Raw genomic sequence first — 22,600 nt, 5'->3', positions numbered from 1 at the left:
CAACGGCGTTCGGACTCAAGCGGCCGCCTTGTCGCCCTGGTTCGCCGCCTCGGCAAAGCCCTTGAAGCGGTGCTTCTTCAGATGGATCAGCAACAGCGAGATGGCGGCCGGCGTGACCCCGGAAATGCGCGAGGCCAGGCCGAGGGTCTCGGGCCGGTGTTGGCTCAGCTTCTGGCGGACCTCGATCGACAACGCCTCGACCTGCATGAAGTCGAGATCGGCCGGCAGCTTCAGCTGCTCATAGGCGGCCGCCCGCTCCACCTCGTCCTTCTGCCGCTCGATGTAGCCGGCGTACTTGGCGGCGATCTCGATCTGCTCGATCACCGGTTCGCGCAATGCGCCCAGGGCCTCGACCGAGGTGTCGGGACTGGCATAGACGCCGCCGTTCAGCGACATCAGCGCCGCATAGCTCACGTCCGGCCGGCGCAGCAGGTCGGCCAGGTGGTACTCGCGTTCGATCGCCTTGCCCAGCACGCGCTCGGACTCCGAGGCCGGCAGGGTGCGCGGATTGACCCACACCGAACGCAGGCGCTGTGTTTCACGTGAAACAGCGTCCCGCTTGCGGTTGAAACGGTCCCAGCGCGCGTCGTCGACCAGACCGAGCCGGCGGCCGGCCTCGGTCAGCCGCATGTCGGCGTTGTCTTCCCGCAGCTGGAGCCGGAACTCGGCCCGGCTGGTGAACATGCGGTACGGCTCGGTCACGCCCTTGGTGATCAGGTCGTCGACCAGCACGCCCAGGTAGGCCTCCTCGCGGCCGGGCACCCAGGGCTCGCGCCCCTGGCTGTGCAGCGCCGCGTTGACGCCGGCGAACAGGCCCTGGGCAGCGGCTTCCTCGTAACCGGTGGTGCCATTGATCTGTCCAGCGAAGAACAGGCCGCCGATCTGCCTGGTCTCGAAGCTGCGCCGCAGGCAGCGCGGATCGAAGAAGTCGTATTCGATCGCATAGCCCGGCCGCAGGATGTGGGCGTTCTCCAGTCCCTTCATCGAGCGCACCAGCTGGTACTGGATGTCGAACGGCAGGCTGGTGGAAATGCCGTTGGGATAGAACTCGTTGGTCGTCAGTCCTTCCGGCTCGAGGAACACCTGGTGGCTGTCCTTGCCGGCGAAGCGGTTGATCTTGTCCTCGACGCTCGGGCAGTAGCGCGGCCCCACCCCCTCGATCTTGCCGGTGAACATCGGGCTGCGGTCGAAGCCGGAGCGGATGATCTCGTGGGTGCGTTCGTTGGTGTGGGTGATCCAGCACGGCACCTGCCGCGGATGCATGGCGGCGTCGCCCATGAAACTGAACACCGGCACCGGGTCGAGATCGCCAGGCTGCTCCTCGCACTGGCTGAAGTCGATGGTCCGGCCGTCCAGGCGCGGCGGCGTGCCGGTCTTCAACCGGCCCTGCGGCAACCGCAGCTCCTTCAGCCGCGCCGACAGCGACACGGCCGGCGGATCGCCGGCGCGGCCGCCGGAATAGTTGCTGAGGCCGACATGGATCTTGCCGTCGAGGAAGGTGCCAGCGGTCAGCACCACGGCGCGACCGCGAAAGCGGATGCCGGCCTGGGTGACGGCGCCGACGACCCGGTCGCCCTCCACCATCAGGTCGTCCACCGCCTGCTGGAAGAGCATCAGGTTGGGCTGGTTCTCCAGCCGCCGCCGGATCGCCGCCTTGTACAGCACGCGGTCGGCCTGGGCCCGGGTCGCCCGTACCGCCGGACCCTTGGAGCCGTTGAGGATGCGGAACTGGATGCCTGCCTCGTCGGTGGCGATCGCCATGGCCCCGCCGAGGGCGTCGACCTCCTTGACCAGGTGGCCCTTGCCGATGCCGCCGATCGACGGATTGCAGCTCATCTGGCCCAGCGTTTCGATGTTGTGGCTGAGCAGGAGCGTGCGGCAACCCATGCGGGCCGCGGCCAGGGCGGCCTCGGTCCCGGCGTGGCCGCCGCCGATCACGATGACGTCGAATTCCTGGGGATAGAGCATGGGCGGGGGCCGCGGGCCGGGCGGCGGCGGCGCTGGGGACAGGGGCGTCGATTTTACCGGCCGCGACCCGCCGGCGCAGGCTGCCCGCCAAAGCACCCGCGCAGCCATGGCCTCGCAGTGCTGTGGTGCAATCAGGCCATGAAGCTCCTCGTCTTTGCCGGCAGCACCCGCCTCGGCTCCTGGAACCGCAAGCTGGCCAGCGTGGCCGCCCGGCTCGCCGCCCAGGCCGGTGCGGAGGTCACCCATCTCGAACTGGCCGACTTCGAGCTGCCCATGTACAACGCCGACCTCGAGGCGCGGGGCACGCCGGCCGACGTCCTGAAGCTCAAGCAGATCTTTTTCGAGCATCCGGCGTGGCTGGTCTGCACGCCCGAATACAACGCCAGCTACCCGGCGCTGGTGAAGAACACCTTCGACTGGATCTCCAGTCCGGTCCAGGGCGATCCGGTCTGGGGCGATGGCTTCCGGTCCACGCGCGGCAAGGTCGCCGGCGTTCTCAGCGCCTCGCCCGGGGCGCTCGGCGGGCTGCGCTCGCAGAGCCACCTGGTGCCGCTGCTGTTCAACCTGCACTGCTGGGTGGCGCCGACGACCTTCGGGCTGTCGCGGGCGGCGGAGGCGTTCGATTCCGACGGCGGCCTCGCGAGCGAAGCCGCGCGGGCCAGCGTCCAAGCCGTCATCGATCAGTTGCTGTGGGCTGCAATCCGCATGAATGCTGAATGACGCGCTCCGTTTTTGATAGCACTCCGTGCCGCGCCGGCTGCGGCGCCTGCTGCATCGCGCCGTCGATCACGTCGCCGATCCCGGGCATGCCGGACGGCAAGCCGGCGGGCGTGCGGTGCGTGCAGCTGGACGAACGGCAACGCTGCCGCCTCTTCGGCCATCCCCAGCGCCCGGCCGTGTGCTCGCAGCTGCGGCCCTCGCCAGAGATGTGCGGCACCGATGCCGGCGGCGCGCTGCAATACCTCGCCCGCCTGGAGCTGCTGACGCAGCCTTGAAGCGAATTCAAACCCAACGGCCGAACGCAGAGGGCGCAGAGACCGGCGGAAGACGCAAACGACCAACAAGTGGACGAAGAAGCGCTTTCGTTGGTCCACTCTTCTGCAATTTTCTGCGTCCTTCGCGCCCCGTTTGCGTCCTCGGCGTTGGGGTGATCGTCCGATTCAGAACGGATAGTGCCGCGGCGAAGTCTGGACGGTGATCCAGCGCAGGTCGGTGAACTCCGCGATGCCGGCCCTGCCGCCGAAACGGCCCATCCCGCTGCCCTTGACGCCGCCGAACGGCATCTGCGCCTCGTCGTGCACCGTCGGCGCGTTGACGTGGCAGATGCCCGACTCGATCCGGCGCGCCACATTGAACGCCCGCGCGATGTCCCGGCCGTACACGGCCGCCGACAGGCCGTACTCGTTGTCATTGGCGCAGGCGATCGCCGCTTCGGTGTCCGGCACGCGCACGACGGCCTTCACCGGCCCGAACGTTTCCTCGTGATAGATCCGCATCTGCGGCGTGACGTAATCCAGCACGGTCGCCGGCATCAGGGTCGTGTCGGCGCGGCCGCCGCACAGCAGCCGGGCGCCCTGCGCCAGCGCGTCGTCGATCAGCGCGTTGCAATGCTGCACCGTGCCCATGCCGATCACGCTGCCCAGCACCACCGGGTCGGCGCCGCGCGGGTCGCCCAGCGGCAAGGCCCGCGCCTTGGCGACGAACTTGCGGACGAACTCGTCGGCCACCTTCTCGTCGACGATGATGCGTTCGGTCGACATGCAGATCTGGCCGCTGTTGGCAAAGCAGCCGAAAGCGGCGCCATTGACCGCGTCGTCGATGTCGGCGTCGTCGAGGACCAGCAGCGGCGCCTTGCCGCCCAGCTCCAGCACGGCCGGCTTCAGGTACCTGGCGCAGGTCTGCGCGATCAGACGCCCGACCTTGGTCGAGCCGGTGAAGTTCACCCGGCGCACGGCCGGATGGGCCACCATCGCCTCCACGACGGCAGCGGCGTCGGCCGGCGCGTTGGTGACGTAGTTGACGACGCCGGGCGGAAAGCCCGCCTCCTGGAAGGCCTCGACGATCAACTGGTGCGTGCGCGGACAGTTCTCCGAACCCTTGAGCACCACCGTGTTGCCGCACGCGAGCGGCGTCGCCACCGCGCGCACCGCCAGGATGATCGGCGCGTTCCATGGCGCGATGCCGACCACCACGCCAGCCGGCTGGCGCACGCCCATGGCCAGCGACCCGGGCACGTCGGAGGGGATCACTTCCCCGGCGATCTGCGTCGTCAGCGACGCCGCCTCGCGGACCATGCCGGCGGCCAGCATCACGTTGAAGCCGGCCCACATGCCGGTGGCGCCGGTTTCGGCGGCCACCGCGGCGGCGAACTGCGACCCTTTCGCCTCCATCTTCTCGGCCGCCTTCAGCAGCAGCATGCGCCGCTCGCCGGGGCCGGTGTCGCGCCAGGTCTTGAAGGCTTCGGCGGCCGCCTCCACCGCCCGCACGGCGTCGGCGGGCGAGGCGGCGGGCGCCCGGGTGGCCACGCTGCCGTCGAGCGGGTTGCGGCGCTCGAACGTGGCGTTCTTTTCGGCGTTGACTTGCAGGCCATTGATCAGCATCGAGAGGTCGGACATGGGGGCTCCAGTGGGTGGCGGCAGGGGCCCGCGCGCCGGTGCGGCCGCGGCCCAGGCGGCGTAGTGTGCGCCAAGCGCGCGGCCCGGTCACCGCCTCAGGCATCGCGCCCCATGGCGGCGCCCACCGCGGGCCGGGCCGAGGCCGCCGTGCCCCTCAGCCGCCGACCGCGGCCAGCTCCACCACCGCCGCGCCGCTGTCCGCCGTCGCGCGCGGCTCGTGTTCCAGCACGTTGACCTCCTTGCGCGTCATCTGCACCGAACCGAAGAAGGTGCTGAAGGCGACGTCCTTGGCATCGCGCCCGGTGCCGATGCGCACCAGGCGATCGACCGGCGCCATCCCGGTCGCATCGAACAGCACCCAGCGGCCGCCCAGCCAGGCCTCGAAGATCGCGTGGAAATCCTGCGGCGGCTCGTCGAACCACACGTAGCCGACCACGATGCGCGCCGGGATGTTGAGGGCGCGGCACAGCGTGATGCCCACATGCGCGAAATCGCGGCAGACGCCGACGCGCTGCTCGAACACTTCGTGCGCCGTCGTCGTCGACGTCGTGCTCCCGGGCTGGTACTTGATGTTCTCGTGCACCCACTTCACGATCGCGCGCACCCGCGAGATGCCAGCCGGCTCGTGGCCGAACAGGCGCTGCGCCTGCGGCCCCAGCAGGTCCGACTCGCAGTAGCGGGTGGGCAGCAGGTAATGGAAGATGTCGTCGGGCAGCTGTCCCACCGGCACCTCCGGCAGGTGCTCGTCGACGCTCTGCGAATGCACTTCCACGTCGGCCTTGTAATTCACCAGCAGCGGGCCCGGCAGCGCATCGAAGCGGAAGAACCGGTTGCCGCTGCCGTCGTCGGTGAACCTGTGCGGCGCGACGCCGGAGGACACGGCCAGCCGCTCGCTGACGATGCGCTGGGTCGGCCACTTGGCCGCCTCGATGTTGAAGCAGAAATGGGTCGGGACCTTGACCTCGTACTCGAGCACGGTTTCGACCGTGGATAGATGCATGACGACAGCCGGTGGCGCAGGCACCGCGCCTGCATCCGCATCGTCGCAGCCGGCGGATCGCCGGCGAATCGGCGCCCGGCCCAGCCAGCTGTAGGACGCCGGCTGTTACTTCCCGAACAGGCTGCGCAGGCCTTCGCCGAGCCGGTCCCCCAGCTTCGCGCCGGCGCCGGTGCCCACCCCTGGCGCGATCGCCGTGCCGATCGCCGCCCCCAGCAACGCGCCGCGGGTCAGCGTCACCGACGGCGCATCGAGCGTGCCGCCCACGGCCAGCGGCACGCCGATCGCGCCACCGGCGGCCGCCGCCGCCAGGTCGACCGAGAGCCGCCCGCTCAGGCTGCGGTTCGGGGCCATCGCCACGGTCCCCGTCATCGACATCGCGCCGGAGGTGGCGACCAGGTTGTTCAGCTGGAGCGAGCGGCCCTGGCTCACCACCTGTCCGGCCAGCGTGTCCAGGGCCGTCTGGCCGCCGCGACTGAGTCCGATCGTCTTGACCGCCTGCGCCAGGTCGACGCCGTGCACCACCGCGTTGCGCACGCTCAAGCGGGTCTGGCTCTGCAGCGAATCGACGAAGCCGACGCCGCCGCCGACCGTGGCGCGCAGGCTGGTGTGGGCGTCGAGGCGCCCGGTCAGCGTGCGGCTCGGTGCGGTGAGCGCCGCCACTTCGACGGCGTTGGTGTCGAGCTGGGCCTGCAGGCTGATCGCGCCCGCCGGCCCGGGCTGCTGCCGCACCTGGCCCTTGACGGTGCCGCCGCCGATCTGCGCCTGCAGCGTCCAGCCGCCGTCGGCCCGCTCGAGCGCCGCCTTGGCGCCCTGGAACTTGCCCTGGCGCACGGCGACGCGGGCCTCGCCCGGCAGACCGTCGTCGTCCATCCGCAGCTGGGCGTCGATGGTGGTGCTGCCGCCGCCGGCCGCCACCCAGGTGACGCCGTCGAGCACGGCCCGACGCGGCCACGCGGCCGGCGCCGCCGCAGGGGCCGGCGCGCCCGCGGCGCCCCGCTGCTTCTGCGTGCCCGCCAGCAGCACGGCGATCGCCTGCTCCGGCAGGACCGCCCGCCGCACCACCAGGGTCGCGATCTCGAGCCGGCCGCGCAGCAGCGGCGCCCACCGCGGTCGCGCCTCGATCCGCTCCAGGGTGACGGCCGGTTTGGTCCTGACCTGGACCCGATCGAGGGCGACGGCCGGCACCGGCCACACGTCGACGGTGATCTGCCCGAGCTCCACCGGCACGCCGACGGCGGCGCTGACCTGCTGCGCCACCCGCTGGCGGAAGTCGGCGCTGCCCACCCAGTGCTGCAAGGCCAGCGCCACGCCCCCGAGCAGCAGCGCCAGCGCCACCAGCCCACCCACCAACCACTTCAGCACCCGCCTCATGGTCCGATTGTGGCCGCTCGTGCAGGGAAAGCGGCCAGCCGCTAGCATGGGCGGCTCCTGTCCACTGCACGAGAACAACACATGAAGCTTTACTACTCGCCGGGCGCCTGCTCCCTGTCCCCGCACATCGCCCTGCGCGAAGCCGGCCTCGCCTTCGAACCGGTGCTGGCCAGCACCAAGAGCCACAAGCTGCAGGACGGCACCGATTACTACGGGATCAACCCGCTCGGCTACGTGCCGCTGCTCGAACTCGACGACGGCACCCGGCTGCGCGAAGGTCCGGCCATCGTGCAGTACGTGGCCGATCAGGCGCCGTTGAAGAACCTGGCGCCGGCCAACGGCACGCTGCCGCGCTACCGGCTGCAGGAATGGCTGACGTTCATCGGGACCGAGATCCACAAGACCTTCTCGCCGCTGTTCAACCCGGCGATCCCCGACGACGTCAAGCAGATCTTCCGCGACAAGCTGGTTTCGCGCTTCAGCTGGGTCGATGGCCAGCTGGCCGGCAAGGCGTACCTGATGGGCGACCACTTCACCGTGGCCGACGGCTACCTGTACGTGGTCACGCGCTGGAGCAAGCCGATGAGCGTCGACATCGGCGCGCTGGCCAACCTCGCGGCGCACCACGAGCGCGTGACGGCGCGCCCCGCCGTGCAGGAAGCGCTCCGGGTCGAAGGGTTGCTCAAGTAGGCATCGGCGGGTGCCGGGGGCGCATCGTCGCGCAGCGCGCCGGGCCGATTCTCGGGAACAGTTTGCGCTGGCGCAAACTGCAACGCCGTGCAATGGGCCAGAACTCCGCGAGGCGAATAACCTCCTTCGTAGCACCGCACACCAACATCAAGGAGCCCTGCATGCCGAGCCTGTTCGATCCCATCCAGGTGGGAAAACTGCATCTGCCCAACCGCATCGCCATGGCGCCGCTGACCCGCAATCGCGCGCCCGGCGCCATTCCCACGCCGCTGATGGCCGAGTACTACGCCCAGCGCGCCAGCGCCGGACTGCTGATCACGGAAGCGACCGCGATCAGCGCCCAGGGCCAGGGCTACGCCGACGTGCCTGGCCTGTACGGCACCGAGCAGCTCGACGGCTGGAAGCAGGTGACGCAGGCGGTGCATGCGCGCGACGGCCGCATCGTCGTGCAGCTCTGGCACGTCGGCCGCGTCTCGCACGTGGACCTGCAGCCCGAGGGGCAGGCGCCCGTGGCCCCGTCGGCGATCGCCGCGCACACCAAGACCTACCTGATCAAGGACGGCGTCGGCAGTTTCGTCGCCACCTCCGAGCCGCGCGCGCTCGACCCGACCGAGCTGCCCGGCATCGTGCACGACTACCGCCATGCGGCCCGCCATGCCGTCAGCACCTGCGGCTTCGACGGGGTCGAAGTGCATGGCGCCAACGGCTACCTGCTCGACCAGTTCCTGAAGACCGGCGCCAACAAGCGCACCGACGACTACGGCGGCCGGATCGAGAACCGCGCGCGGCTGTTGCTGGAGGTGATGCGGGCGGTCGTCGGCGAGGTCGGCGGCGGCCGCACGGGCGTGCGCCTGTCGCCGGTGACGCCGGCCAACGACGTCGAGGACGAGAACCCGCAGCCCTTGTTCGAGTACGTGGTGCGCGAGCTGGCGCCGCTCGGGCTGGCGTACATCCACGTCATCGAGGGCGCCACCGGCGGACCGCGCGAGATCGCGGAGCGCCCGTTCGACTATGCCGCCCTGCGCAACGCCTACCGTTCGGCCGGCGGCAAGGGCGCCTGGATGGTGAACAACGGCTACGACAAGGCCATGGCCGAGGCCGCGCTCGCCCATGGCGCCGACCTGGTGGCGTTCGGCAAGGCCTTCATCTCGAATCCGGACCTGGTGGAACGGCTGCGCGCCGGCGCGCAGCTCAACGAATGGGACAAGGCCACCTTCTATGGCGGCGGCGCCAAGGGCTACACCGATTACCCGGCGCTGAAGAAGACCGCCTGAAGACCGGCCACCCTCTCAAGCGCGCCGCAGCCGCCAGCGCTTGAGCAACAAGGCGTTCGACATCACGCTGACGCTCGACAGGGCCATCGCCGCCCCGGCAATCACCGGATTGAGGTAGCCCAGCGCCGCCAGCGGGATGCCGGCCACGTTGTAGGCGAAGGCCCAGAACAGGTTCTGCCGGATCTTGCGCACGGTGCGGTGCGAGATGTCCAGTGCGCCGCCGACCAGCGCCACGTCGCCCCGCATCAGCGTGATGCCGGCCGCATGCATCGCGACGTCGGTGCCGGTCGCCATCGCCATGCCGACGTCGGCGGCCGCCAGTGCCGGCGCATCGTTCACGCCGTCGCCCACCATGCAGACCAGGTGGCCGCCTTGCCGCAGCGCAGCCACCCGCGCCGCCTTCTCGCCGGGCAGCACTTCGGCCAGCACCTCGTCGTCGCGCAGGCCCAGCCGCGCGGCCATCGCAAGCGCCGCCGCCCGGTTGTCGCCGGAAATCAGCACCAGCCGCAGGCCGCGCGCGCGCAACCCAGCCAGCGCTTCGCGCGCGCCGGCCTTGGGTTCGTCGGCGAAGGCCAGCAGCGCCAGCGGCGCCAGCCCTTCGGTGCGGCGCTCCGCCAGCAGCGACAGGGTCGCGCCCTCGCCCTGCATCTGCGGTATCGCATCCTGCAGCGCGCCCGGGGCGACGCCCAGCTCCTCCATCCAGCGCAAGCTGCCCAGCAGCAGGCTGCGCGGCCCGACCTGGCCTTCGGTGCCGCGGCCGGGGACCGCCCGGGCACTGTCGGGCGGGCCGAACGCCAGGCCGCGCTCGGTGGCCGCGGCGAGCACGGCGCGCGCCAGCGGGTGCTCGCTGCCGCTTTGCAGCGCCGCCGCCGCCGCCAGCGCATCGGTTTCGTCGACCCCCGGCGCCGGCACGAAGGCAGCCAGCCGCGGCTGGCCGACCGTGAGGGTGCCGGTCTTGTCGAACGCCACCGTATCGACCCGGTGCGCGATCTCCAGTGCCTGCGCGTCCTTGATCAGGATGCCATGCCTGGCCGCCACTCCCGTGCCGGCCATGATCGCCGCCGGCGTCGCCAGCCCGAGCGCGCAGGGACAGGCGATCACCAACACCGCCACCGCCGGGATGAGCGCGGCCTCGACGCCGGCGCCGGCCCACAGCCAGCCCAGCAGGGTCGCGAGCCCGACCAGCAGCACCACCGGCACGAACACCGCCGAGACCTGGTCCACCAGGCGCTGGATCGGCGCCTTGGCGGCCTGGGCGTCCTCGACCAGCCGGATGATCCGCGCCAGCACGGTCTCCTGCCCGACGGCCGTGACGGCCATCACCACCCGGCCCTCGCCGTTGATGCTGCCGCCGGTGAGCTTGGTTCCCGCGGCCTTGGCCACCGGCAGCGGCTCCCCGGTCAGCATCGATTCGTCGACCTGGGTCTCGCCCTGCTCGACCACACCGTCCGCCGGCACGCGCTCGCCCGGCCGGACCACCAGCCGGTCGCCGGTCAGCACCTCCGCCACCGGCACGTCGCTCTCAGCGCCGCCGCGTCCGACCACGTGGGCGATCTCCGGCTGCAGCGCGTGCAGCGCGCGAATCGCCGCGGTGGTCTGGCGCTTGGCGCGGGCTTCCAGCCACTTGCCCAGCAGCACCAGCGTCACCACCACCGCCGAAGCCTCGAAGTACAGGTGATCGGTTCCGGCGCTCAGCCACAGCCAGACCGAGAGGCCCCAGCCGGCCGACGTGCCGATCGCCACCAGCAGGTCCATGTTGCCGGCGAGCGCCTTCAGCGCGTGCCAGCCGGCCTTGTAGAAGCGGGCCCCGAGGATGAACTGGACCGGGGTCGCCAGCACGAACTGCAGCCATGCCGGCAGCATCCAGTGCAGGCCCAGCGGCTGGGCCAGCATGGGCGCGAGCAGCGGCGCCGACAGCAGCAGCCCGGCGGCGACGGGCGCGAAGCCGGCCCAGGGCGACGCCTCCGGCGCCTCGGCCGCGGCGACCGTGCGCGGCTCGTAGCCGGCATCGCGCACCGCACGGCGCAGCCGCGCCTCGATCTGTTCGGACGGGGCGTAGGTGACCCGTGCCGACTCGGTGGCCAGGTTGACGGTGGCCTCCTGCACGCCGGGCACCTTGCGCAAGGCGCGCTCGACCCGCGACACGCACGAGGCACAGGTCATCCCGCCGATCGGCAGGTCCAGGGTGGGCGCAGCGGTGCTCGAGTTCATGGGTCGGAGAATGGACCTTGCCATCGTAGGAAGGTCAAGTCTTGATCTGCATCAACCCTCGGCCCGGCACGGTCGCAGGGCCCGCGGTTGACCTTCCCACGGTGACAAGGTTCAAGCTATTCTTCGATCAACCGACAGGAGCGCAATATGAACCAGATTTTCAACGTGCAGGGCATGACCTGCGGCCATTGCGAGCGGGCGGTCACCCAGGCGGTGCAGTCCGTCGACCCCCAGGCCCAGGTGACGATCGACCGGCCGGCCGGCAAGGTCGAGGTGCAGACCACGCGGCCCCGCGAAGCGATCGCCCGCGCGATCGCCGAGGAAGGCTACGAGGTGGCCGCCTGAGCGAGCGATGAACGCCGCCGCCCTCGCCTGGCCAGTCAACATCGGCATGGCCTCCCGCATGTCGGGCGTCACGCCCAAGATGATCCGGCACTACGAAACGCTGGGCCTGCTGCCGGCGGTGGGCCGCACCGACAGCGGCTACCGCCAATACGGCGAGGCCGACGTCCACACGCTGCGCTTCATCAAGCGCGCCCGCGAGCTCGGCTTCGCGATGAGCGACATCGGCGAGCTCGTCGGCCTGTGGCGCAATCGCCGCCGCGCCAGCAGCAGCGTCAAGCGCATCGCCCAGAAACACACCGACGAGCTGTCGCAGAAGATCGCCGCGATGCAGGCCATGCAGCGCGCACTCGACCAGCTGATCTACTGTTGCCAAGGCGACGAGCGGCCGGACTGTCCGATCCTGGACGACCTCGCCGGCCTGCACGACGACCATCCCTAGCCCCCGCGCTCCTTGCACCCGAGGCGGGCAGGGGCTTGGCCCGTGCTGTGTAATCGGCCGATGAACCAGACCCTCCAGCAGCCGCGCCGCGTGGAGCGGCTCGTCACCGGCCAGCGCACCTCGGATGGCGCCGGCGTCAAACTCACGCGCGTGCTCACGTCCGACCTGCAGCAGCGGCTCGATCCCTTCCTGATGCTGGACAACTTCGCCAGCGACGACCCCGAGGATTACGGCGCCGGCTTTCCCGACCACCCGCACCGGGGCTTCGAGACCGTGACCTACATGATCGAGGGCCGCATGCGGCATCGCGACAGCGCCGGCCACGAGGGCCTGTTGCGCAACGGCGGCGTGCAGTGGATGACGGCCGGGCGCGGCCTGGTCCACAGCGAGATGCCGGAACAGGAGAACGGCCGCATGGAAGGCTTCCAGCTGTGGCTGAACCTGCCGGCCAGCGACAAGCTGCGCGACCCCTGGTACCGCGACATCGCGAGCGAGGAGATTCCCGAGTTCACGACCGCCGAGGGCGTGCTGGTGCGGGTCATCGCCGGCCAGAGCCAGGGCGTGGCCGGCGCGGTGCAGCGCGAGCGCACGCAGCCGCTGTACCTCGACTTGCACTTCCCGCCGGGCGCGATCGAATTCCGGCAGCCGCTGCCGGCCGGCCACAACGCCTTCCTGTGCGTCTACCGCGGCCAGGTGGAGGTGCTGGATGCCGGCGGACAGGCGACGCCGGTGCCGCGGCAGTCGATGGCGGTCCTCGGCCAGCAGGGCGACGGCGTGGTGCTGCGCTCGGCAGCCAACGGCGAAACGCCGGCGCGGGCGCTGCTGATCGCCGGCCAGCCGCTGCGCGAGCCGATCGCGCAATACGGACCCTTCGTCATGAACACGCGCGAGCAACTGCTGCAGGCAGTCCAGGACTTCCAGAGCGGCCGCCTGGGCTGAGCTGCCCTGGCGCTACCGCTGATTCAGGCTGGCCGCGCCGCGGCCCTGCAGCTCGAGCGCCTCGTTCAGGCGCACGGCCGCGAGGTCGGCCTCGGTCTGCTGGCGCATCGTGGCCCGCAGCACGCCGCGCCCGATGGAAGCGACGCCGGTGCGCGAAGCCGAGCGCTCGAAGGCATGCTCGCGCTGTGCGCGCACCAGCGAGTTCTCCAATACCACCGCGCCGGTGCTGGCGCGATCCTCAGCCGGGGGCGGCGCGACGTCGCTGACCACCGGCGCAACGCCGGGCGTGGCCGGCGGCGTCTGGCCTCCGGTCGTCTGCGCGAGCACGCAGCCCGCGCCGAGCGCAGCCGCGAGCGTTGCGGCACGCAGCAGATTGCGGTACATCATGAGGTGCTCCTTGGTTTGCATTCCACTGCATGGTGGAATGCCGGGCGCCGGCCGGCTGTGGGCCAACCCGCGTCAACTGCGGTAGGAACCTTCCCACAGTGGGTGGCGAGCTTTACACGTCGGCTACCTGCGCGCCAACGCCGGGAAACACAGCGGATGCACACTGATCGTCACCGCGGGCCTTCGCCCGCCGGTCCGGGAAGCAGAAAGGAAGCCTCATGAAACTCCGACAGCAGCTCATCGCCGCCGCCGCGCTGGCTCTCCTCGGCCTGGCGGCTGGGGCCCAGACGCCGCCGCAGCCGGCAGTGGTGGCGCCGCGCGCCGCCGCGGCGCCGAACGCCGCGCCCATGGGCGGCCGCCCCATGATGCAGGAGCACATGGCCCGCATGCAGGAGCACCGCGCCCAGCGCCAGGCTGCGCTCAAGCAGATCCTGCAGATCACGCCGGCCCAGGAGAACGCCTGGAACACCTGGATCGCCAGCCGCCGGCCGGCCGACGTGCAACGTCCAGCTCCCGGCGCCTGGGCGCAGCTCAGCACCCCGGAGCGCATCGACCGGATGCGTGCGCTGCGGGCGGCCCGCACCGCCGAAATGGATCGTCGCGGCGAGGCCACCAAGGCGTTTTACGCGGCGTTGACCCCGCCCCAGCAGAAGGCGTTCGACGCGCTCGCGCTGCAGCGTGGCGGTCGCGGCCGGCACGGCGGCTGGGGCCCGCACCACGGCTGAACGCCAGGCGCAGCAACGATAAAGCCTGTGCTCGCGCACAGGCTTTCTTCATGGGCTGGCCCCGGCTACTGCGGGCCGACCGCGCCGGTGTAGCCCATCTGCTGCGCGTTGTGCCGCACCGACTCATACAGCCCGCGCCGTGCCAGCAGTTCGGCGCGCACGTCGGCCCGCGATTTCGCGACCTGTTCGTTCGGATCGGCGTTGGGCCGGCCGTGCACCATCGTCGTGGCCTCGCCCGCCTTGCCCGGCACCGGCGTCGTCACCGACGCGTTGCTGAGGCCGTGCGCATCCTCGCGGATCTGGTCCTTGGCGGCGACCGGCGCCTCGGTCACCGGCGAGTTGGTGGTGGCCTGGTTGGGCACGCCGCGGGTCTGCGTGCTGGCTTCACCCGCCTTCGGCGGCAGGTCCGAACTGCCGCTGGCCGAGGTGCTCTGCGCATGGGCCGCACCCATGGCGAGCAGGGCGGCGGCGAGGATGGAGAGATGCTTGGACTTGTTCATGTGGGATCCTCCTTGGCGTTCAAGCTGGCGACCTCCGGCGGAGGCGTCGGACGACCATAGGACGATGTCCGGCCCGTGCTTATCGGACAGGCACCAAGCCGACTGTAGGACGTCCCGGCCCGGCTAGAACATCCAGCCGTAGCGCAGCCGCACCATGTTCAGCCCCGGGTTCGGGTGCTTGACCCCGCCGTTGGAGAAGTGCGTCAGCCGCAGCGTCACCTCCTGTCGCTGCTGCTCGCCGAAGCTGCGCCCCACGCCGACCACGTCGGCGAAGTTGAAGCGCGTGCTGAACTGCTTGTCGCTGGCGCGAAACATCCGATCCATGAAGGTCAGCCCGATGCCGCCTTCGACGAACCACGGCGACGCGCCGGCCGCAAAGCGGTACCGCAGCATCGGCACCAGGCCCAGGTGCGTGAAGTCGACGCGCTGGCCATTGTCGCTGGCGCGCCAGTGGCTGACATAGGCCTCGGTGTAGCCGCCGATGCGCCCCGGGCCGACATCGCGCTGCCATGCCCACGGCCACACCGCGCCGATCGACACGGCCTTCGTGGCACTGTCGCCCGCGCCCGCCTGCACGAACATGCCGCCGGGGCGCAGGTCGGCCGCGGCGGCGGACAGCGCGAACAGCGCGCCGGTGGAAAGCAGCAGGGATCGGATGGTCATGGTGGTGTCGCGAGGCCGGGCGGCTGCGGCCAGGCAAGGGATGCGCGCCGCTCAGCCACCGGAAATCTACTCCCATTCGCGCACGCCGTGGGCCGCCGCCAGCGCGCCGGCGAGAGCGACAAGAAGTCTGCGCGCCGTCCTACACCCCCGTCGCGAGCCCGGCAGTACAAAAACTGACCATCGCGAGCACCAGCCAGAACACATGACCGAAACCGTGGCCACCGTCCCGGCGCTGACCGTGATGACGGTCAACACCCACAAGGGCTTCACCAGCTTCAACCGCAAGTTCATCCTGCCCGAACTGCGCGATGCCGTGCGCACGGTCGGCGCCGACATCGTGTTCCTGCAGGAAGTGCTCGGCACCCATGAGGAAGAGGGCCGCACCATCAACGGCGCGCCCCATTACGAATTCCTCGCCGACGAGATCTGGCCGCAGTACGCGTACGGGCGCAACGTCGTCTCGCCCAAGCACCATCACGGCAACGCCGTGATGTCCAAGTTCCCGATCCTGCACTACCAGAACCACGACGTGTCGATCGCCGGCCCGGAAAAGCGCGGCCTGCTGCACTGCGTCGTCGACGTGCCGGGCCACGCGCAGGAAGTGCATGCGATCTGCGTGCATCTGGGCCTGGCCGAGGCGCACCGCCAGCAGCAGCTGGAGCTGCTGTGCGAGATCGTGCGCACCGAGGTGCCGGAGCGCGCGCCCCTGATCGTCGCCGGCGACTTCAACGACTGGCGCCGCCGCGCCCACGATCTGCTGTGGCGCGACGCCGGCCTGAAGGAGGTGTTCGTCACCGCCTACGGCGAGCCGGCCAAGACCTTTCCGGCGCGTTTTCCGCTGCTGGCGCTGGACCGCATCTACGTGCGCAACGCCTCGGTGCACCTGCCGGTGGTGCTGCCGCGCCGCCCGTGGTCGCACCTGTCGGACCACGCCCCGCTCGCCGCGGAGATCCACCTGTGAGCACGACGCCATGAACGGCCGCTGGATCGAAGGCAACGACATCCGCCTGCTGGAGAACGGGGAGGAGTTCTTCCCGCGCGTGTTCGCGTGCATCGCGAATGCACAGCGCGAGGTCGTGCTGGAGACCTTCATCCTGTTCGAGGACAAGGTGGGCCTGCAGCTGCACGAGGCGCTGGTCGCGGCCGCCCGCCGCGGCGTCCAGGTCGACGTCACGATCGACGGCTTCGGCTCGCCCGACCTGTCCGACCGCTTCATCGGCTCGCTGGTCGAAGCCGGGGTGCGCATGCACGTGTTCGAGCCCGGCACCCGGCTGTTCGGCAAGCGGCTCAACGTGCTGCGCCGCATGCACCGCAAGATCGTGGTGGTCGACGGCGCCGTAGCCTTCGTCGGCGGCATCAACTACTCGGCCGACCACCTCGCCGACTTCGGCCCGCAGGCCAAGCAGGACTACTCGGTCGAGATCCGCGGGCCGCTGGTAGCGGACATCCACCGCTTCACCCATGCGGCGCTGGCGCAGGGCCAGCGCTACCAGCGGGTGCGGCAGTGGTGGCGCCGGCGCAAGCACCTGCGCAGCACGCCCGACAGCCTGCCGCGCCTGGGCAGCGCCGCGGCGATGTTCGTCGTGCGCGACAACACCGAGCACATGAGCGACATCGAGCGCCATTACCGCATCGCCATCCGTGCCGCGCGGCACCGCATCGTCATCGCCAACGCCTACTTCTTCCCCGGTTACCGCTTCATGAAGGAGTTGCGGCGCGCCGCCCGGCGCGGGGTCGACGTGCGGCTGATCCTGCAGGGCGAGCCCGACATGGCGATCGTCAAGACCGCGGCCGGCATGCTGTACCACCATCTGCTGGCGGCCGGCGTGCGCATCTACGAATACCGCGACCGGCCGCTGCACGGCAAGGTGGCGCTGATGGACGACGAGTGGGCCACCGTCGGTTCCAGCAACCTCGACCCCCTGAGCCTGGCGCTCAACCTCGAGGCCAACGTGATCATCCGCGACGGCGCCTTCAACGCCCATCTGTACGAGCGGCTCGACTGCCTGATGCGCAACAGCTGCCACCAGATCGAGCGCGAAGCCATCGGCGAGCTCAGGGGCTGGCACCTGGTGCGCAGCTTCCTTGCCTACCACTTCACGCGCCGCTACCCGGGCTGGGCCTCGTGGCTGCCGCGCCATGCGCCGCGCCTGCAGCCGGCGCTGTCGCAGCGGCTGAGCCCCGCCTACCACGGGCCGAAGGAGTGAACTTGGAGCCGCGCACCTATCCCCGCGACCCCGGTGCGCGCCGGCCCGAGCGCGGCCCGCCGCGGCCGCACGCGCATGGGGAGGACCAGCATCGGCGCGCGCGCCAGGGCTGGCACTGGGCCAAGCGCGGCTTCTCGATCCTGTTCTTCGCGGCCGTGGCCGCGCTGCTGGTGCGCTACGGCAGGAACGTCGACTGGGAAGACGTCCTCGACTCGGTGCGCACCCTGCCGGCGCCGGCGCTGCTGGCGGCGATCCTGCTGGCGGCGGCGAGCCACCTCCTCTACAGCTGTTTCGACCTGATCGGGCGCCGCTACACCGGCCACAACCTGCCGACGCGCACCGTAATGGCGGTCAACTTCATCAGCTATGCCTTCAACCTGTGCATCGGCTCGATCGTCGGCGGGGTCGGCTTCCGCTACCGGCTCTACTCGCGCCTGGGGCTCAAGCCCGGCGTGATCACGCGCATCGTGTCGATGAGCATGTTGACCAACTGGCTCGGCTACAAGCTGCTGGCCGGCTTCCTGTTCGTGGTGCACCCGCTGGCATTGCCGCCGAGCTGGCACATGGGCAACCACGGACTGCAGTGGATCGGCTTCGCGCTGATGGCGGTGTCGCTGGGCTACATCCTGGCCTGCCACTGGTACGGCGACCGGGTCTGGACGGTGCGGGGCCACGAGTTGTACCTGCCGCCCTGGCGCATGGCGGTGCTGCAGATGCTGATCTCCTGCATCAACTGGAGCCTGATGGCCGGCGTGATCTACGTGCTGCTCGGCCAGAAGATCGCCTACGCCGACGTGCTCACCGTGCTGCTGATCGGCGCCATCGCCGGCGTGGTCGCCCACGTGCCGGCCGGCCTGGGCGTCTTCGAGTTCGTGTTCGTCGCGCTGCTGTCGCACATCGTGCCGGAAAGCCGGCTGATCGGCGCGCTGCTCGGCTACCGCGCGATCTACTACATCGGCCCGCTGATCGTCGCCGGCCTGATGTATCTGGTGATGGAAGTGCAGGCCAAGAAGCAGCGCCGGGCGCTGCGCCGCGCCGGCCGGGTGTGAAGCGAACCGGAGCCGCCATGCCTGCCCTGCCCCCTGAAGGAACCTGAGATGCAAGCGCGGCTGGCCAGCGAAACCGATCTCGCGGGATTCCGCGAGGAGGCTCGGCTGCTGCTGCGCCGCCAGGTGCCGCCGGAGGCGGTGCATTGGGAGACCGCGCAGGCGCAGAACAGCGACCAGTTCGCCGACCCGGCCGGGGAGCGGCCGCGCGACATGCCCAAGGCCGCGTCGGCGATCGTGCCGGCTTCGTTCCTGCGCCTGTGCGAGGTGGTGGTGCTGCACCACGATCCCGACCGCTTCGCCCTGCTGTATCGGCTGCTCTGGCGGCTGGTGCACGAGCCTGGGCTGCGCAACGACCCGGTCGACCCCGACATGCTGCACGCCCACCAGATGGCGCAGTCGGTGCGGCGCGACCTGCACAAGATGAAGGCGTTCGTGCGCTTCCGCGCCATACCGCTGGAACAGGCACCGCCGCTGCACCTGGCGTGGTACGAACCGGCCCACCATCTGCTGGAGGCCGCGGCGCCCTGGTTCGCCAAGCGCGGCCCGCCGGGCCGCTGGGCCATCTTCACCCCCGAGCGTTCGGTCGAATCGGACGGCCAGCGGCTGCACTACGGACCGGGCGTCCCGCGGTCGCGCGTACCGCCGGCGGAGGCGAGCGACGCCGCCTGGCTCGATTGCTACCACGGTGTCTTCGACCGCCAGCCGACGCCGGGCGAGCCCCAGACGCCATGACGGCCCGGCCCCGTGGCGCGGCGGCCGGGGCGCGACAGCCGGGGCCAACCGCCGATGCGGCCGCCGCGCTGGCGCGCGACCGCATCGCCTCCCTCGACGATCTCAAGGCGGCGACCATGCGCTGCCGCGAATGCCCGATCGGCGAGTTCGCGACCCAGTCCGTGATCGGCGCGGGACCCCTGAAGGCCAGGCTGCTGCTGGTGGGCGAGCAGCCGGGCGACCAGGAAGACCTGCAGGGCCTGCCGTTCGTGGGACCGGCGGGCCGGCTGCTGGCCAGGGCGCTGGAGCAGGCGGGCATCGCGCGCGACGCGGTGTTCGTCTCCAACGCCGTCAAGCATTTCAAGTACGAACTGCGCGGCAAGCGCCGCATCCACAAGAGTCCCACCCAGCGCGAGGCGGCCGCCTGCCTGCACTGGCTGGAGGACGAGATCGCGCTGGTCCAGCCGCCTGCGCTGGTGGCGCTGGGGGCGGTCGCGGCCCGCTCGCTGCTCGGGCGCGCGGTGCCGGTGCTGGCCAACCGCGGCCGGTGGCTGCCTCGTGCCGACGGCCGGCAGGTGCTGATCACCGTGCATCCGTCGTCGCTGCTGCGCGGGCCGCCCGAGGCGCGCGAGCAGGCCTTTGTCGCCTTCGCGGCGGATCTGGCGCTGGCACGGACAGTGGTGCGCCAGGGCCGGTAAGCGCTGGCGGCGCGCCGCGCCGGCGCTCCGATCCGCGTCGCCAGGGCTGCCGCTGTTGTTCTTCTATATTTCTATTTCAAAGTAGTAGTAGCTAGTAGAAGACCGGCCAGTTCTGTGGACAAGGGCATTTTTCCCCTGCGGCGACTGGGACTTGCGGCGCTCCAAACCCTGTGCGCCGACCCCCGCGCGCGCTGCGTCGCGAAACTGGACAACTTGGCCCTGGCGCCGCCCGCTGTGGATAACTGCCCAGTTATCCGGAAACTGTCCCCAGCGTTGTTCAGGCTGCCGCCGGGAATACCGGCGCGCGCAGCGCTCGGGTCAACGTGCGTCGCCCGACCGGCTGTCGATCTCGGAGGTTCCGGTGCGCGCGCGGCGCAGCGTGCGCTTGGCGGCGCGTTTGGTCTTGCGAACGGCGCTGCGCTCCTCGCGCGCGATGCCCGGCTCCTTCGGCACGGCGGTGTCCTGGCGCTTGGCCGCGGCCACCGCGTCGTCGGCGGGCTGGCCCTGCGGCATGTCGGCGAGTCCCGACGGGCGACGCAGCCGCAGGTTGCGCTCGGCCGCCTCCGTGCCCTGCACGCCGATGCCGCCTTGCGACGGGCCGGCCTGGGCCCCGAGGCCGGCCTGCGCGCCGGCCATCGCCGGGCGGCCCTCGAACACCGCCGCCGCGCCGGCGCTCTGTCCGTGCACCTCGGTCAGCGTGAGCAACAAGGCGGCCAGCACCAGGGCCACCAGGATCCAGTGAGACGGGGGGTGATGCATCCTCATGGCGGTTCCTCGGGACTGTGTTCGTTGCCGATCTGACCGCGCGCCGGACCGCGGTGGCAGGAGCATTTGGCAACAGAATGTGTAGGACTTCGCCGGCAGCCCGCTGTTAAGATTCGCCGCTTTGCGACCGGCCTCCGCCCTGCCTCACGCTGTATGTCCGTAGCCCTCGCAGGACGCGCCCCTGCCACGTTCGAGATCAAGAGCGCCACGCTGCCGCTGGTCTCGCTGCTGCTGAAGTCCGCCGACATGCAGGCCCTGGCCGCGGAGCTGGCGGCGCGCTTCGGCGAGCACCCCGATTTCTTCGACAACGACCCGCTGGTCCTGGACCTCTCGCCGCTGCAGACGCAAGGCGATGTCGCCGTCGACTTCAGTGCCCTGCTCGATCTGCTGCACCGATACCGGGTGCTGCCGATCGCCGCCCGTGGCGGCAGTCCGGCGCAAATGAGCGCTGCGCTGGCGGCCGGGCTCGCGGCGGCGCCGGAAGCCGTGGCCCCGCCGCCGCCGGCGCGCCTGCCGACGCCGCCGTCCCCGTCCCCGGCCCCGGCCGCCGAAGCGGCGCCATCGACCGCGCTGGTGATCGACCGGCCGCTGCGGTCGGGGCAGCAGGTGTACGCCCGCGGCCGTGACCTGGTGGTGCTCAGCATGGTGAACGCCGGCGCCGAAGTGATCGCCGACGGCAGCATCCATGTCTATGCGCCGCTGCGCGGCAAGGCGATCGCCGGCGCGCGCGGCAACAGCGCGGCGCGAATCTTCTCGCTGTGCCTGGAACCCGAGCTCATTTCCATCGCCGGCGTGTACCGCACCAGCGAAGTGCCGCTGCCGCCCGATGTGCTGTCCAAGCCGACGCAGGTCCGGCTGGTGGGCGGCGTCGACGGCAAGCTGGTGATGGACCCGCTGACCTAGACCGGCCCGAATACACAAGGACTCAGAAACACATGGCAAGAATCATCGTCGTGACCTCCGGCAAGGGTGGCGTCGGCAAGACCACCACCAGCGCCAGCTTCGCCTCGGGACTGGCGCTCGCCGGCCACAAGACGGCCGTGATCGACTTCGACGTCGGCCTGCGCAACCTGGATCTGATCATGGGCTGCGAGCGGCGCGTGGTGTACGACCTGGTCAACGTGATCCACGGCGAGGCCAACCTGCACCAGGCGCTGATCAAGGACAAGCAGTGCGAGAACCTGTTCGTGCTGGCCGCCTCGCAGACCCGCGACAAGGAAGCCCTGACCCGAGAAGGGGTCGAGCGGGTGCTGGACGACCTGGCCGGGATGGGATTCGACTACATCGTGTGCGACTCGCCGGCCGGCATCGAGACCGGCGCGCTGATGGCGATGCACTTCGCCGACGAAGCGCTGGTGGTCACCAACCCGGAGGTTTCGTCGGTGCGCGACTCGGACCGCATCCTGGGCATGCTGGCGAGCAAGACCAGGCGCGCGATCGAGGGCAAGGAACCGGTGAAGGAGCACCTGCTCATCACGCGCTACAACCCGAACCGCGTCGACCAGGGGCAGATGCTGTCGCTGGAGGACATCAAGGACATCCTGCGCATCGACCTGATCGGCGTGATTCCCGAGAGCGAAGCCGTGCTGCAGGCGTCCAACCAGGGCACGCCGGCCGTGCACCTGAAGGGCACCGACGTCTCCGAGGCCTACCGGGACGTGGTCGACCGCTTCCTGGGGCAGGACCGGCCGCTGCGCTTCATCGACGCCCAGAAGGCCGGCTTTCTCAAGCGCCTGTTCGGGAGCAAGTGACGCATGGCCTCGTTCCTTTCTTTCCTGCTGGGTGAAAAGAAGAAGACGGCCACCGTTGCCAAGGAGCGCCTGCAGATCATCCTGGCCCACGAGCGCAGCGGCCGCAACCCGGGCCAGCCCGATTACCTGCCGGCGCTGCAGCGGGACCTGGTGGCCGTGATCTCCAAGTACATCAAGATCGACCCGCAGGACATCAAGGTGCAGCTGGACCGGCAGGACAACCTCGAGGTGCTCGAGGTCAAGATCGAGCTGCCAGACCAGAAGCCCGCCGCGGCGTGACCGCAGGGCTTGA

The 22,600-nt window shown here is 70.6% G+C and carries 25 protein-coding genes; 16 read left to right on the top strand and 9 right to left on the bottom strand.

Annotated elements, in window-relative coordinates:
* Positions 1-15 precede the first annotated feature (15 nt).
* Positions 16-1,968 (bottom strand): tRNA uridine-5-carboxymethylaminomethyl(34) synthesis enzyme MnmG, encoded by a 1,953-nt coding sequence (gene mnmG, locus VNT59_RS15985; RefSeq protein ID WP_325499851.1) that lies wholly within the window; start codon positions 1,966-1,968, stop codon positions 16-18.
* A 138-nt stretch (positions 1,969-2,106) separates the two neighbouring features.
* Between mnmG and VNT59_RS15980 the strand changes: the two genes are divergently transcribed.
* Both VNT59_RS15980 and VNT59_RS15975 read left to right on the top strand, forming a co-directional pair.
* Positions 2,107-2,688, top strand: a complete 582-nt coding sequence (locus tag VNT59_RS15980; RefSeq protein WP_325499849.1) for an NAD(P)H-dependent oxidoreductase — start codon at positions 2,107-2,109, stop codon at positions 2,686-2,688.
* Positions 2,685-2,963 (top strand): YkgJ family cysteine cluster protein, encoded by a 279-nt coding sequence (locus tag VNT59_RS15975; protein ID WP_325499847.1) that lies wholly within the window; start codon positions 2,685-2,687, stop codon positions 2,961-2,963. The genes VNT59_RS15980 and VNT59_RS15975 overlap by 4 nt, the downstream gene beginning before the upstream one ends.
* Before the next feature lie 165 nt (positions 2,964-3,128).
* On the opposite strand, the gene VNT59_RS15970 is transcribed toward VNT59_RS15975, so the two are convergent.
* The 3 genes from VNT59_RS15970 to VNT59_RS15960 all read right to left on the bottom strand — a co-directional run bounded on the left by VNT59_RS15970 (position 3,129) and on the right by VNT59_RS15960 (position 6,954).
* Complete coding sequence (locus tag VNT59_RS15970) at positions 3,129-4,583, bottom strand: aldehyde dehydrogenase (protein WP_325499844.1); 1,455 nt, start codon at positions 4,581-4,583, stop codon at positions 3,129-3,131.
* Between the two features lie 154 nt (positions 4,584-4,737).
* Entirely contained in the window at positions 4,738-5,583 is an 846-nt protein-coding gene (locus tag VNT59_RS15965) for a transglutaminase family protein (protein ID WP_325499841.1), read from the bottom strand.
* Positions 5,584-5,688: 105 nt separating this feature from the next.
* Entirely contained in the window at positions 5,689-6,954 is a 1,266-nt protein-coding gene (locus VNT59_RS15960) for an AsmA family protein (protein ID WP_325499838.1), read from the bottom strand.
* Between the two features lie 81 nt (positions 6,955-7,035).
* On the opposite strand from VNT59_RS15960, the gene gstA reads away from it, so the two are divergent.
* Both gstA and VNT59_RS15950 read left to right on the top strand, forming a co-directional pair.
* Entirely contained in the window at positions 7,036-7,644 is a 609-nt protein-coding gene (gene gstA, locus VNT59_RS15955) for a glutathione transferase GstA (protein ID WP_325499836.1), read from the top strand.
* Positions 7,645-7,805: 161 nt separating this feature from the next.
* Positions 7,806-8,918: an alkene reductase gene (locus tag VNT59_RS15950; RefSeq protein ID WP_325499833.1), complete on the top strand. Its 1,113-nt coding sequence runs from the start codon at positions 7,806-7,808 to the stop codon at positions 8,916-8,918.
* A gap of 15 nt (positions 8,919-8,933) precedes the next feature.
* On the opposite strand, the gene VNT59_RS15945 is transcribed toward VNT59_RS15950, so the two are convergent.
* Complete coding sequence (locus VNT59_RS15945; protein ID WP_325499830.1) at positions 8,934-11,129, bottom strand: heavy metal translocating P-type ATPase; 2,196 nt, start codon at positions 11,127-11,129, stop codon at positions 8,934-8,936.
* A 147-nt stretch (positions 11,130-11,276) separates the two neighbouring features.
* Between VNT59_RS15945 and VNT59_RS15940 the strand changes: the two genes are divergently transcribed.
* Genes VNT59_RS15940 through VNT59_RS15930 form a run of 3 tightly spaced genes read left to right on the top strand, consistent with a single transcriptional unit; the run spans position 11,277 to position 12,852 of the window.
* A complete protein-coding gene (locus tag VNT59_RS15940) occupies positions 11,277-11,474 on the top strand; it encodes a heavy-metal-associated domain-containing protein (protein WP_325499828.1) in 198 nt (65 codons plus the stop codon).
* Positions 11,475-11,481: 7 nt separating this feature from the next.
* Entirely contained in the window at positions 11,482-11,913 is a 432-nt protein-coding gene (gene cueR, locus VNT59_RS15935) for a Cu(I)-responsive transcriptional regulator (RefSeq protein ID WP_325499826.1), read from the top strand.
* Between the two features lie 60 nt (positions 11,914-11,973).
* Complete coding sequence (locus VNT59_RS15930) at positions 11,974-12,852, top strand: pirin family protein (protein ID WP_325499824.1); 879 nt, start codon at positions 11,974-11,976, stop codon at positions 12,850-12,852.
* A 12-nt stretch (positions 12,853-12,864) separates the two neighbouring features.
* Here the strand turns inward: VNT59_RS15930 and VNT59_RS15925 are convergent, their stop codons facing one another.
* Positions 12,865-13,260 carry a hypothetical protein gene (locus VNT59_RS15925; RefSeq protein ID WP_325499822.1) on the bottom strand — a complete coding sequence of 132 codons (396 nt, stop codon included), beginning with the start codon at positions 13,258-13,260 and terminating at the stop codon, positions 12,865-12,867.
* A gap of 197 nt (positions 13,261-13,457) precedes the next feature.
* Between VNT59_RS15925 and VNT59_RS15920 the strand changes: the two genes are divergently transcribed.
* The gene (locus VNT59_RS15920; RefSeq protein WP_325499820.1) at positions 13,458-13,964 is read left to right on the top strand and encodes a Spy/CpxP family protein refolding chaperone; all 507 of its coding nucleotides are present in this window, start codon (positions 13,458-13,460) and stop codon (positions 13,962-13,964) included.
* A 65-nt stretch (positions 13,965-14,029) separates the two neighbouring features.
* Here VNT59_RS15920 and VNT59_RS15915 read toward each other — a convergent pair whose 3' ends face one another.
* Positions 14,030-14,464, bottom strand: coding sequence for a hypothetical protein (locus VNT59_RS15915; protein ID WP_325499818.1), 435 nt, complete (start codon positions 14,462-14,464; stop codon positions 14,030-14,032).
* A 123-nt stretch (positions 14,465-14,587) separates the two neighbouring features.
* Positions 14,588-15,127: an acyloxyacyl hydrolase gene (locus VNT59_RS15910; protein ID WP_325499816.1), complete on the bottom strand. Its 540-nt coding sequence runs from the start codon at positions 15,125-15,127 to the stop codon at positions 14,588-14,590.
* A 202-nt stretch (positions 15,128-15,329) separates the two neighbouring features.
* Here VNT59_RS15910 and VNT59_RS15905 point away from each other — a divergent pair, with 202 nt between their 5' ends.
* Genes VNT59_RS15905 through VNT59_RS15885 form a run of 5 tightly spaced genes read left to right on the top strand, consistent with a single transcriptional unit; the run spans position 15,330 to position 19,792 of the window.
* Positions 15,330-16,088, top strand: coding sequence for an endonuclease/exonuclease/phosphatase family protein (locus VNT59_RS15905; RefSeq protein WP_325499814.1), 759 nt, complete (start codon positions 15,330-15,332; stop codon positions 16,086-16,088).
* Between the two features lie 10 nt (positions 16,089-16,098).
* Positions 16,099-17,334, top strand: coding sequence for a cardiolipin synthase ClsB (clsB, locus tag VNT59_RS15900; protein WP_325499812.1), 1,236 nt, complete (start codon positions 16,099-16,101; stop codon positions 17,332-17,334).
* Positions 17,335-17,336: 2 nt separating this feature from the next.
* Positions 17,337-18,383, top strand: coding sequence for a lysylphosphatidylglycerol synthase domain-containing protein (locus VNT59_RS15895; RefSeq protein WP_325499810.1), 1,047 nt, complete (start codon positions 17,337-17,339; stop codon positions 18,381-18,383).
* 48 nt (positions 18,384-18,431) lie between these two features.
* Positions 18,432-19,115, top strand: a complete 684-nt coding sequence (locus VNT59_RS15890) for a TIGR03915 family putative DNA repair protein (RefSeq protein ID WP_325499808.1) — start codon at positions 18,432-18,434, stop codon at positions 19,113-19,115.
* Positions 19,112-19,792 carry a UdgX family uracil-DNA binding protein gene (locus tag VNT59_RS15885; protein ID WP_325499806.1) on the top strand — a complete coding sequence of 227 codons (681 nt, stop codon included), beginning with the start codon at positions 19,112-19,114 and terminating at the stop codon, positions 19,790-19,792. Before VNT59_RS15890 ends, VNT59_RS15885 begins: the two co-directional genes overlap by 4 nt.
* Before the next feature lie 318 nt (positions 19,793-20,110).
* Here the strand turns inward: VNT59_RS15885 and VNT59_RS15880 are convergent, their stop codons facing one another.
* The gene (locus VNT59_RS15880; RefSeq protein ID WP_325499804.1) at positions 20,111-20,557 is read right to left on the bottom strand and encodes a hypothetical protein; all 447 of its coding nucleotides are present in this window, start codon (positions 20,555-20,557) and stop codon (positions 20,111-20,113) included.
* 153 nt (positions 20,558-20,710) lie between these two features.
* Between VNT59_RS15880 and minC the strand changes: the two genes are divergently transcribed.
* From minC to minE, 3 genes are read left to right on the top strand one after another with little or no spacing between them, the layout of a single operon-like run.
* Complete coding sequence (gene minC / locus VNT59_RS15875) at positions 20,711-21,460, top strand: septum site-determining protein MinC (protein ID WP_325499802.1); 750 nt, start codon at positions 20,711-20,713, stop codon at positions 21,458-21,460.
* A gap of 32 nt (positions 21,461-21,492) precedes the next feature.
* A complete protein-coding gene (minD, locus tag VNT59_RS15870; RefSeq protein ID WP_325499800.1) occupies positions 21,493-22,308 on the top strand; it encodes a septum site-determining protein MinD in 816 nt (271 codons plus the stop codon).
* A 3-nt stretch (positions 22,309-22,311) separates the two neighbouring features.
* Positions 22,312-22,587, top strand: a complete 276-nt coding sequence (gene minE, locus VNT59_RS15865; protein WP_325499798.1) for a cell division topological specificity factor MinE — start codon at positions 22,312-22,314, stop codon at positions 22,585-22,587.
* Positions 22,588-22,600: the final 13 nt, after the last annotated feature.

Origin of the sequence: Ramlibacter sp., assembly GCF_035554825.1 — a bacterium.
Classification (GTDB): domain Bacteria; phylum Pseudomonadota; class Gammaproteobacteria; order Burkholderiales; family Burkholderiaceae_C; genus Ramlibacter.
This window is presented reverse-complemented; position numbering and strand designations above follow the sequence as displayed.

What these genes read in the sequence shown, in the direction of transcription:
- mnmG (WP_325499851.1), bottom strand. Translation starts at nt 1,968, where the DNA reads ATGCTCTATCCCCAGGAATTCGACGTCATCGTGATCGGCGGCGGCCAC.
- VNT59_RS15980 (WP_325499849.1), top strand. Translation starts at nt 2,107, where the DNA reads ATGAAGCTCCTCGTCTTTGCCGGCAGCACCCGCCTCGGCTCCTGGAAC.
- VNT59_RS15975 (WP_325499847.1), top strand. Translation starts at nt 2,685, where the DNA reads ATGACGCGCTCCGTTTTTGATAGCACTCCGTGCCGCGCCGGCTGCGGC.
- VNT59_RS15970 (WP_325499844.1), bottom strand. Translation starts at nt 4,583, where the DNA reads ATGTCCGACCTCTCGATGCTGATCAATGGCCTGCAAGTCAACGCCGAA.
- VNT59_RS15965 (WP_325499841.1), bottom strand. Translation starts at nt 5,583, where the DNA reads ATGCATCTATCCACGGTCGAAACCGTGCTCGAGTACGAGGTCAAGGTC.
- VNT59_RS15960 (WP_325499838.1), bottom strand. Translation starts at nt 6,954, where the DNA reads ATGAGGCGGGTGCTGAAGTGGTTGGTGGGTGGGCTGGTGGCGCTGGCG.
- gstA (WP_325499836.1), top strand. Translation starts at nt 7,036, where the DNA reads ATGAAGCTTTACTACTCGCCGGGCGCCTGCTCCCTGTCCCCGCACATC.
- VNT59_RS15950 (WP_325499833.1), top strand. Translation starts at nt 7,806, where the DNA reads ATGCCGAGCCTGTTCGATCCCATCCAGGTGGGAAAACTGCATCTGCCC.
- VNT59_RS15945 (WP_325499830.1), bottom strand. Translation starts at nt 11,129, where the DNA reads ATGAACTCGAGCACCGCTGCGCCCACCCTGGACCTGCCGATCGGCGGG.
- VNT59_RS15940 (WP_325499828.1), top strand. Translation starts at nt 11,277, where the DNA reads ATGAACCAGATTTTCAACGTGCAGGGCATGACCTGCGGCCATTGCGAG.
- cueR (WP_325499826.1), top strand. Translation starts at nt 11,482, where the DNA reads ATGAACGCCGCCGCCCTCGCCTGGCCAGTCAACATCGGCATGGCCTCC.
- VNT59_RS15930 (WP_325499824.1), top strand. Translation starts at nt 11,974, where the DNA reads ATGAACCAGACCCTCCAGCAGCCGCGCCGCGTGGAGCGGCTCGTCACC.
- VNT59_RS15925 (WP_325499822.1), bottom strand. Translation starts at nt 13,260, where the DNA reads ATGCAAACCAAGGAGCACCTCATGATGTACCGCAATCTGCTGCGTGCC.
- VNT59_RS15920 (WP_325499820.1), top strand. Translation starts at nt 13,458, where the DNA reads ATGAAACTCCGACAGCAGCTCATCGCCGCCGCCGCGCTGGCTCTCCTC.
- VNT59_RS15915 (WP_325499818.1), bottom strand. Translation starts at nt 14,464, where the DNA reads ATGAACAAGTCCAAGCATCTCTCCATCCTCGCCGCCGCCCTGCTCGCC.
- VNT59_RS15910 (WP_325499816.1), bottom strand. Translation starts at nt 15,127, where the DNA reads ATGACCATCCGATCCCTGCTGCTTTCCACCGGCGCGCTGTTCGCGCTG.
- VNT59_RS15905 (WP_325499814.1), top strand. Translation starts at nt 15,330, where the DNA reads ATGACCGAAACCGTGGCCACCGTCCCGGCGCTGACCGTGATGACGGTC.
- clsB (WP_325499812.1), top strand. Translation starts at nt 16,099, where the DNA reads ATGAACGGCCGCTGGATCGAAGGCAACGACATCCGCCTGCTGGAGAAC.
- VNT59_RS15890 (WP_325499808.1), top strand. Translation starts at nt 18,432, where the DNA reads ATGCAAGCGCGGCTGGCCAGCGAAACCGATCTCGCGGGATTCCGCGAG.
- VNT59_RS15885 (WP_325499806.1), top strand. Translation starts at nt 19,112, where the DNA reads ATGACGGCCCGGCCCCGTGGCGCGGCGGCCGGGGCGCGACAGCCGGGG.
- VNT59_RS15880 (WP_325499804.1), bottom strand. Translation starts at nt 20,557, where the DNA reads ATGAGGATGCATCACCCCCCGTCTCACTGGATCCTGGTGGCCCTGGTG.
- minC (WP_325499802.1), top strand. Translation starts at nt 20,711, where the DNA reads ATGTCCGTAGCCCTCGCAGGACGCGCCCCTGCCACGTTCGAGATCAAG.
- minD (WP_325499800.1), top strand. Translation starts at nt 21,493, where the DNA reads ATGGCAAGAATCATCGTCGTGACCTCCGGCAAGGGTGGCGTCGGCAAG.
- minE (WP_325499798.1), top strand. Translation starts at nt 22,312, where the DNA reads ATGGCCTCGTTCCTTTCTTTCCTGCTGGGTGAAAAGAAGAAGACGGCC.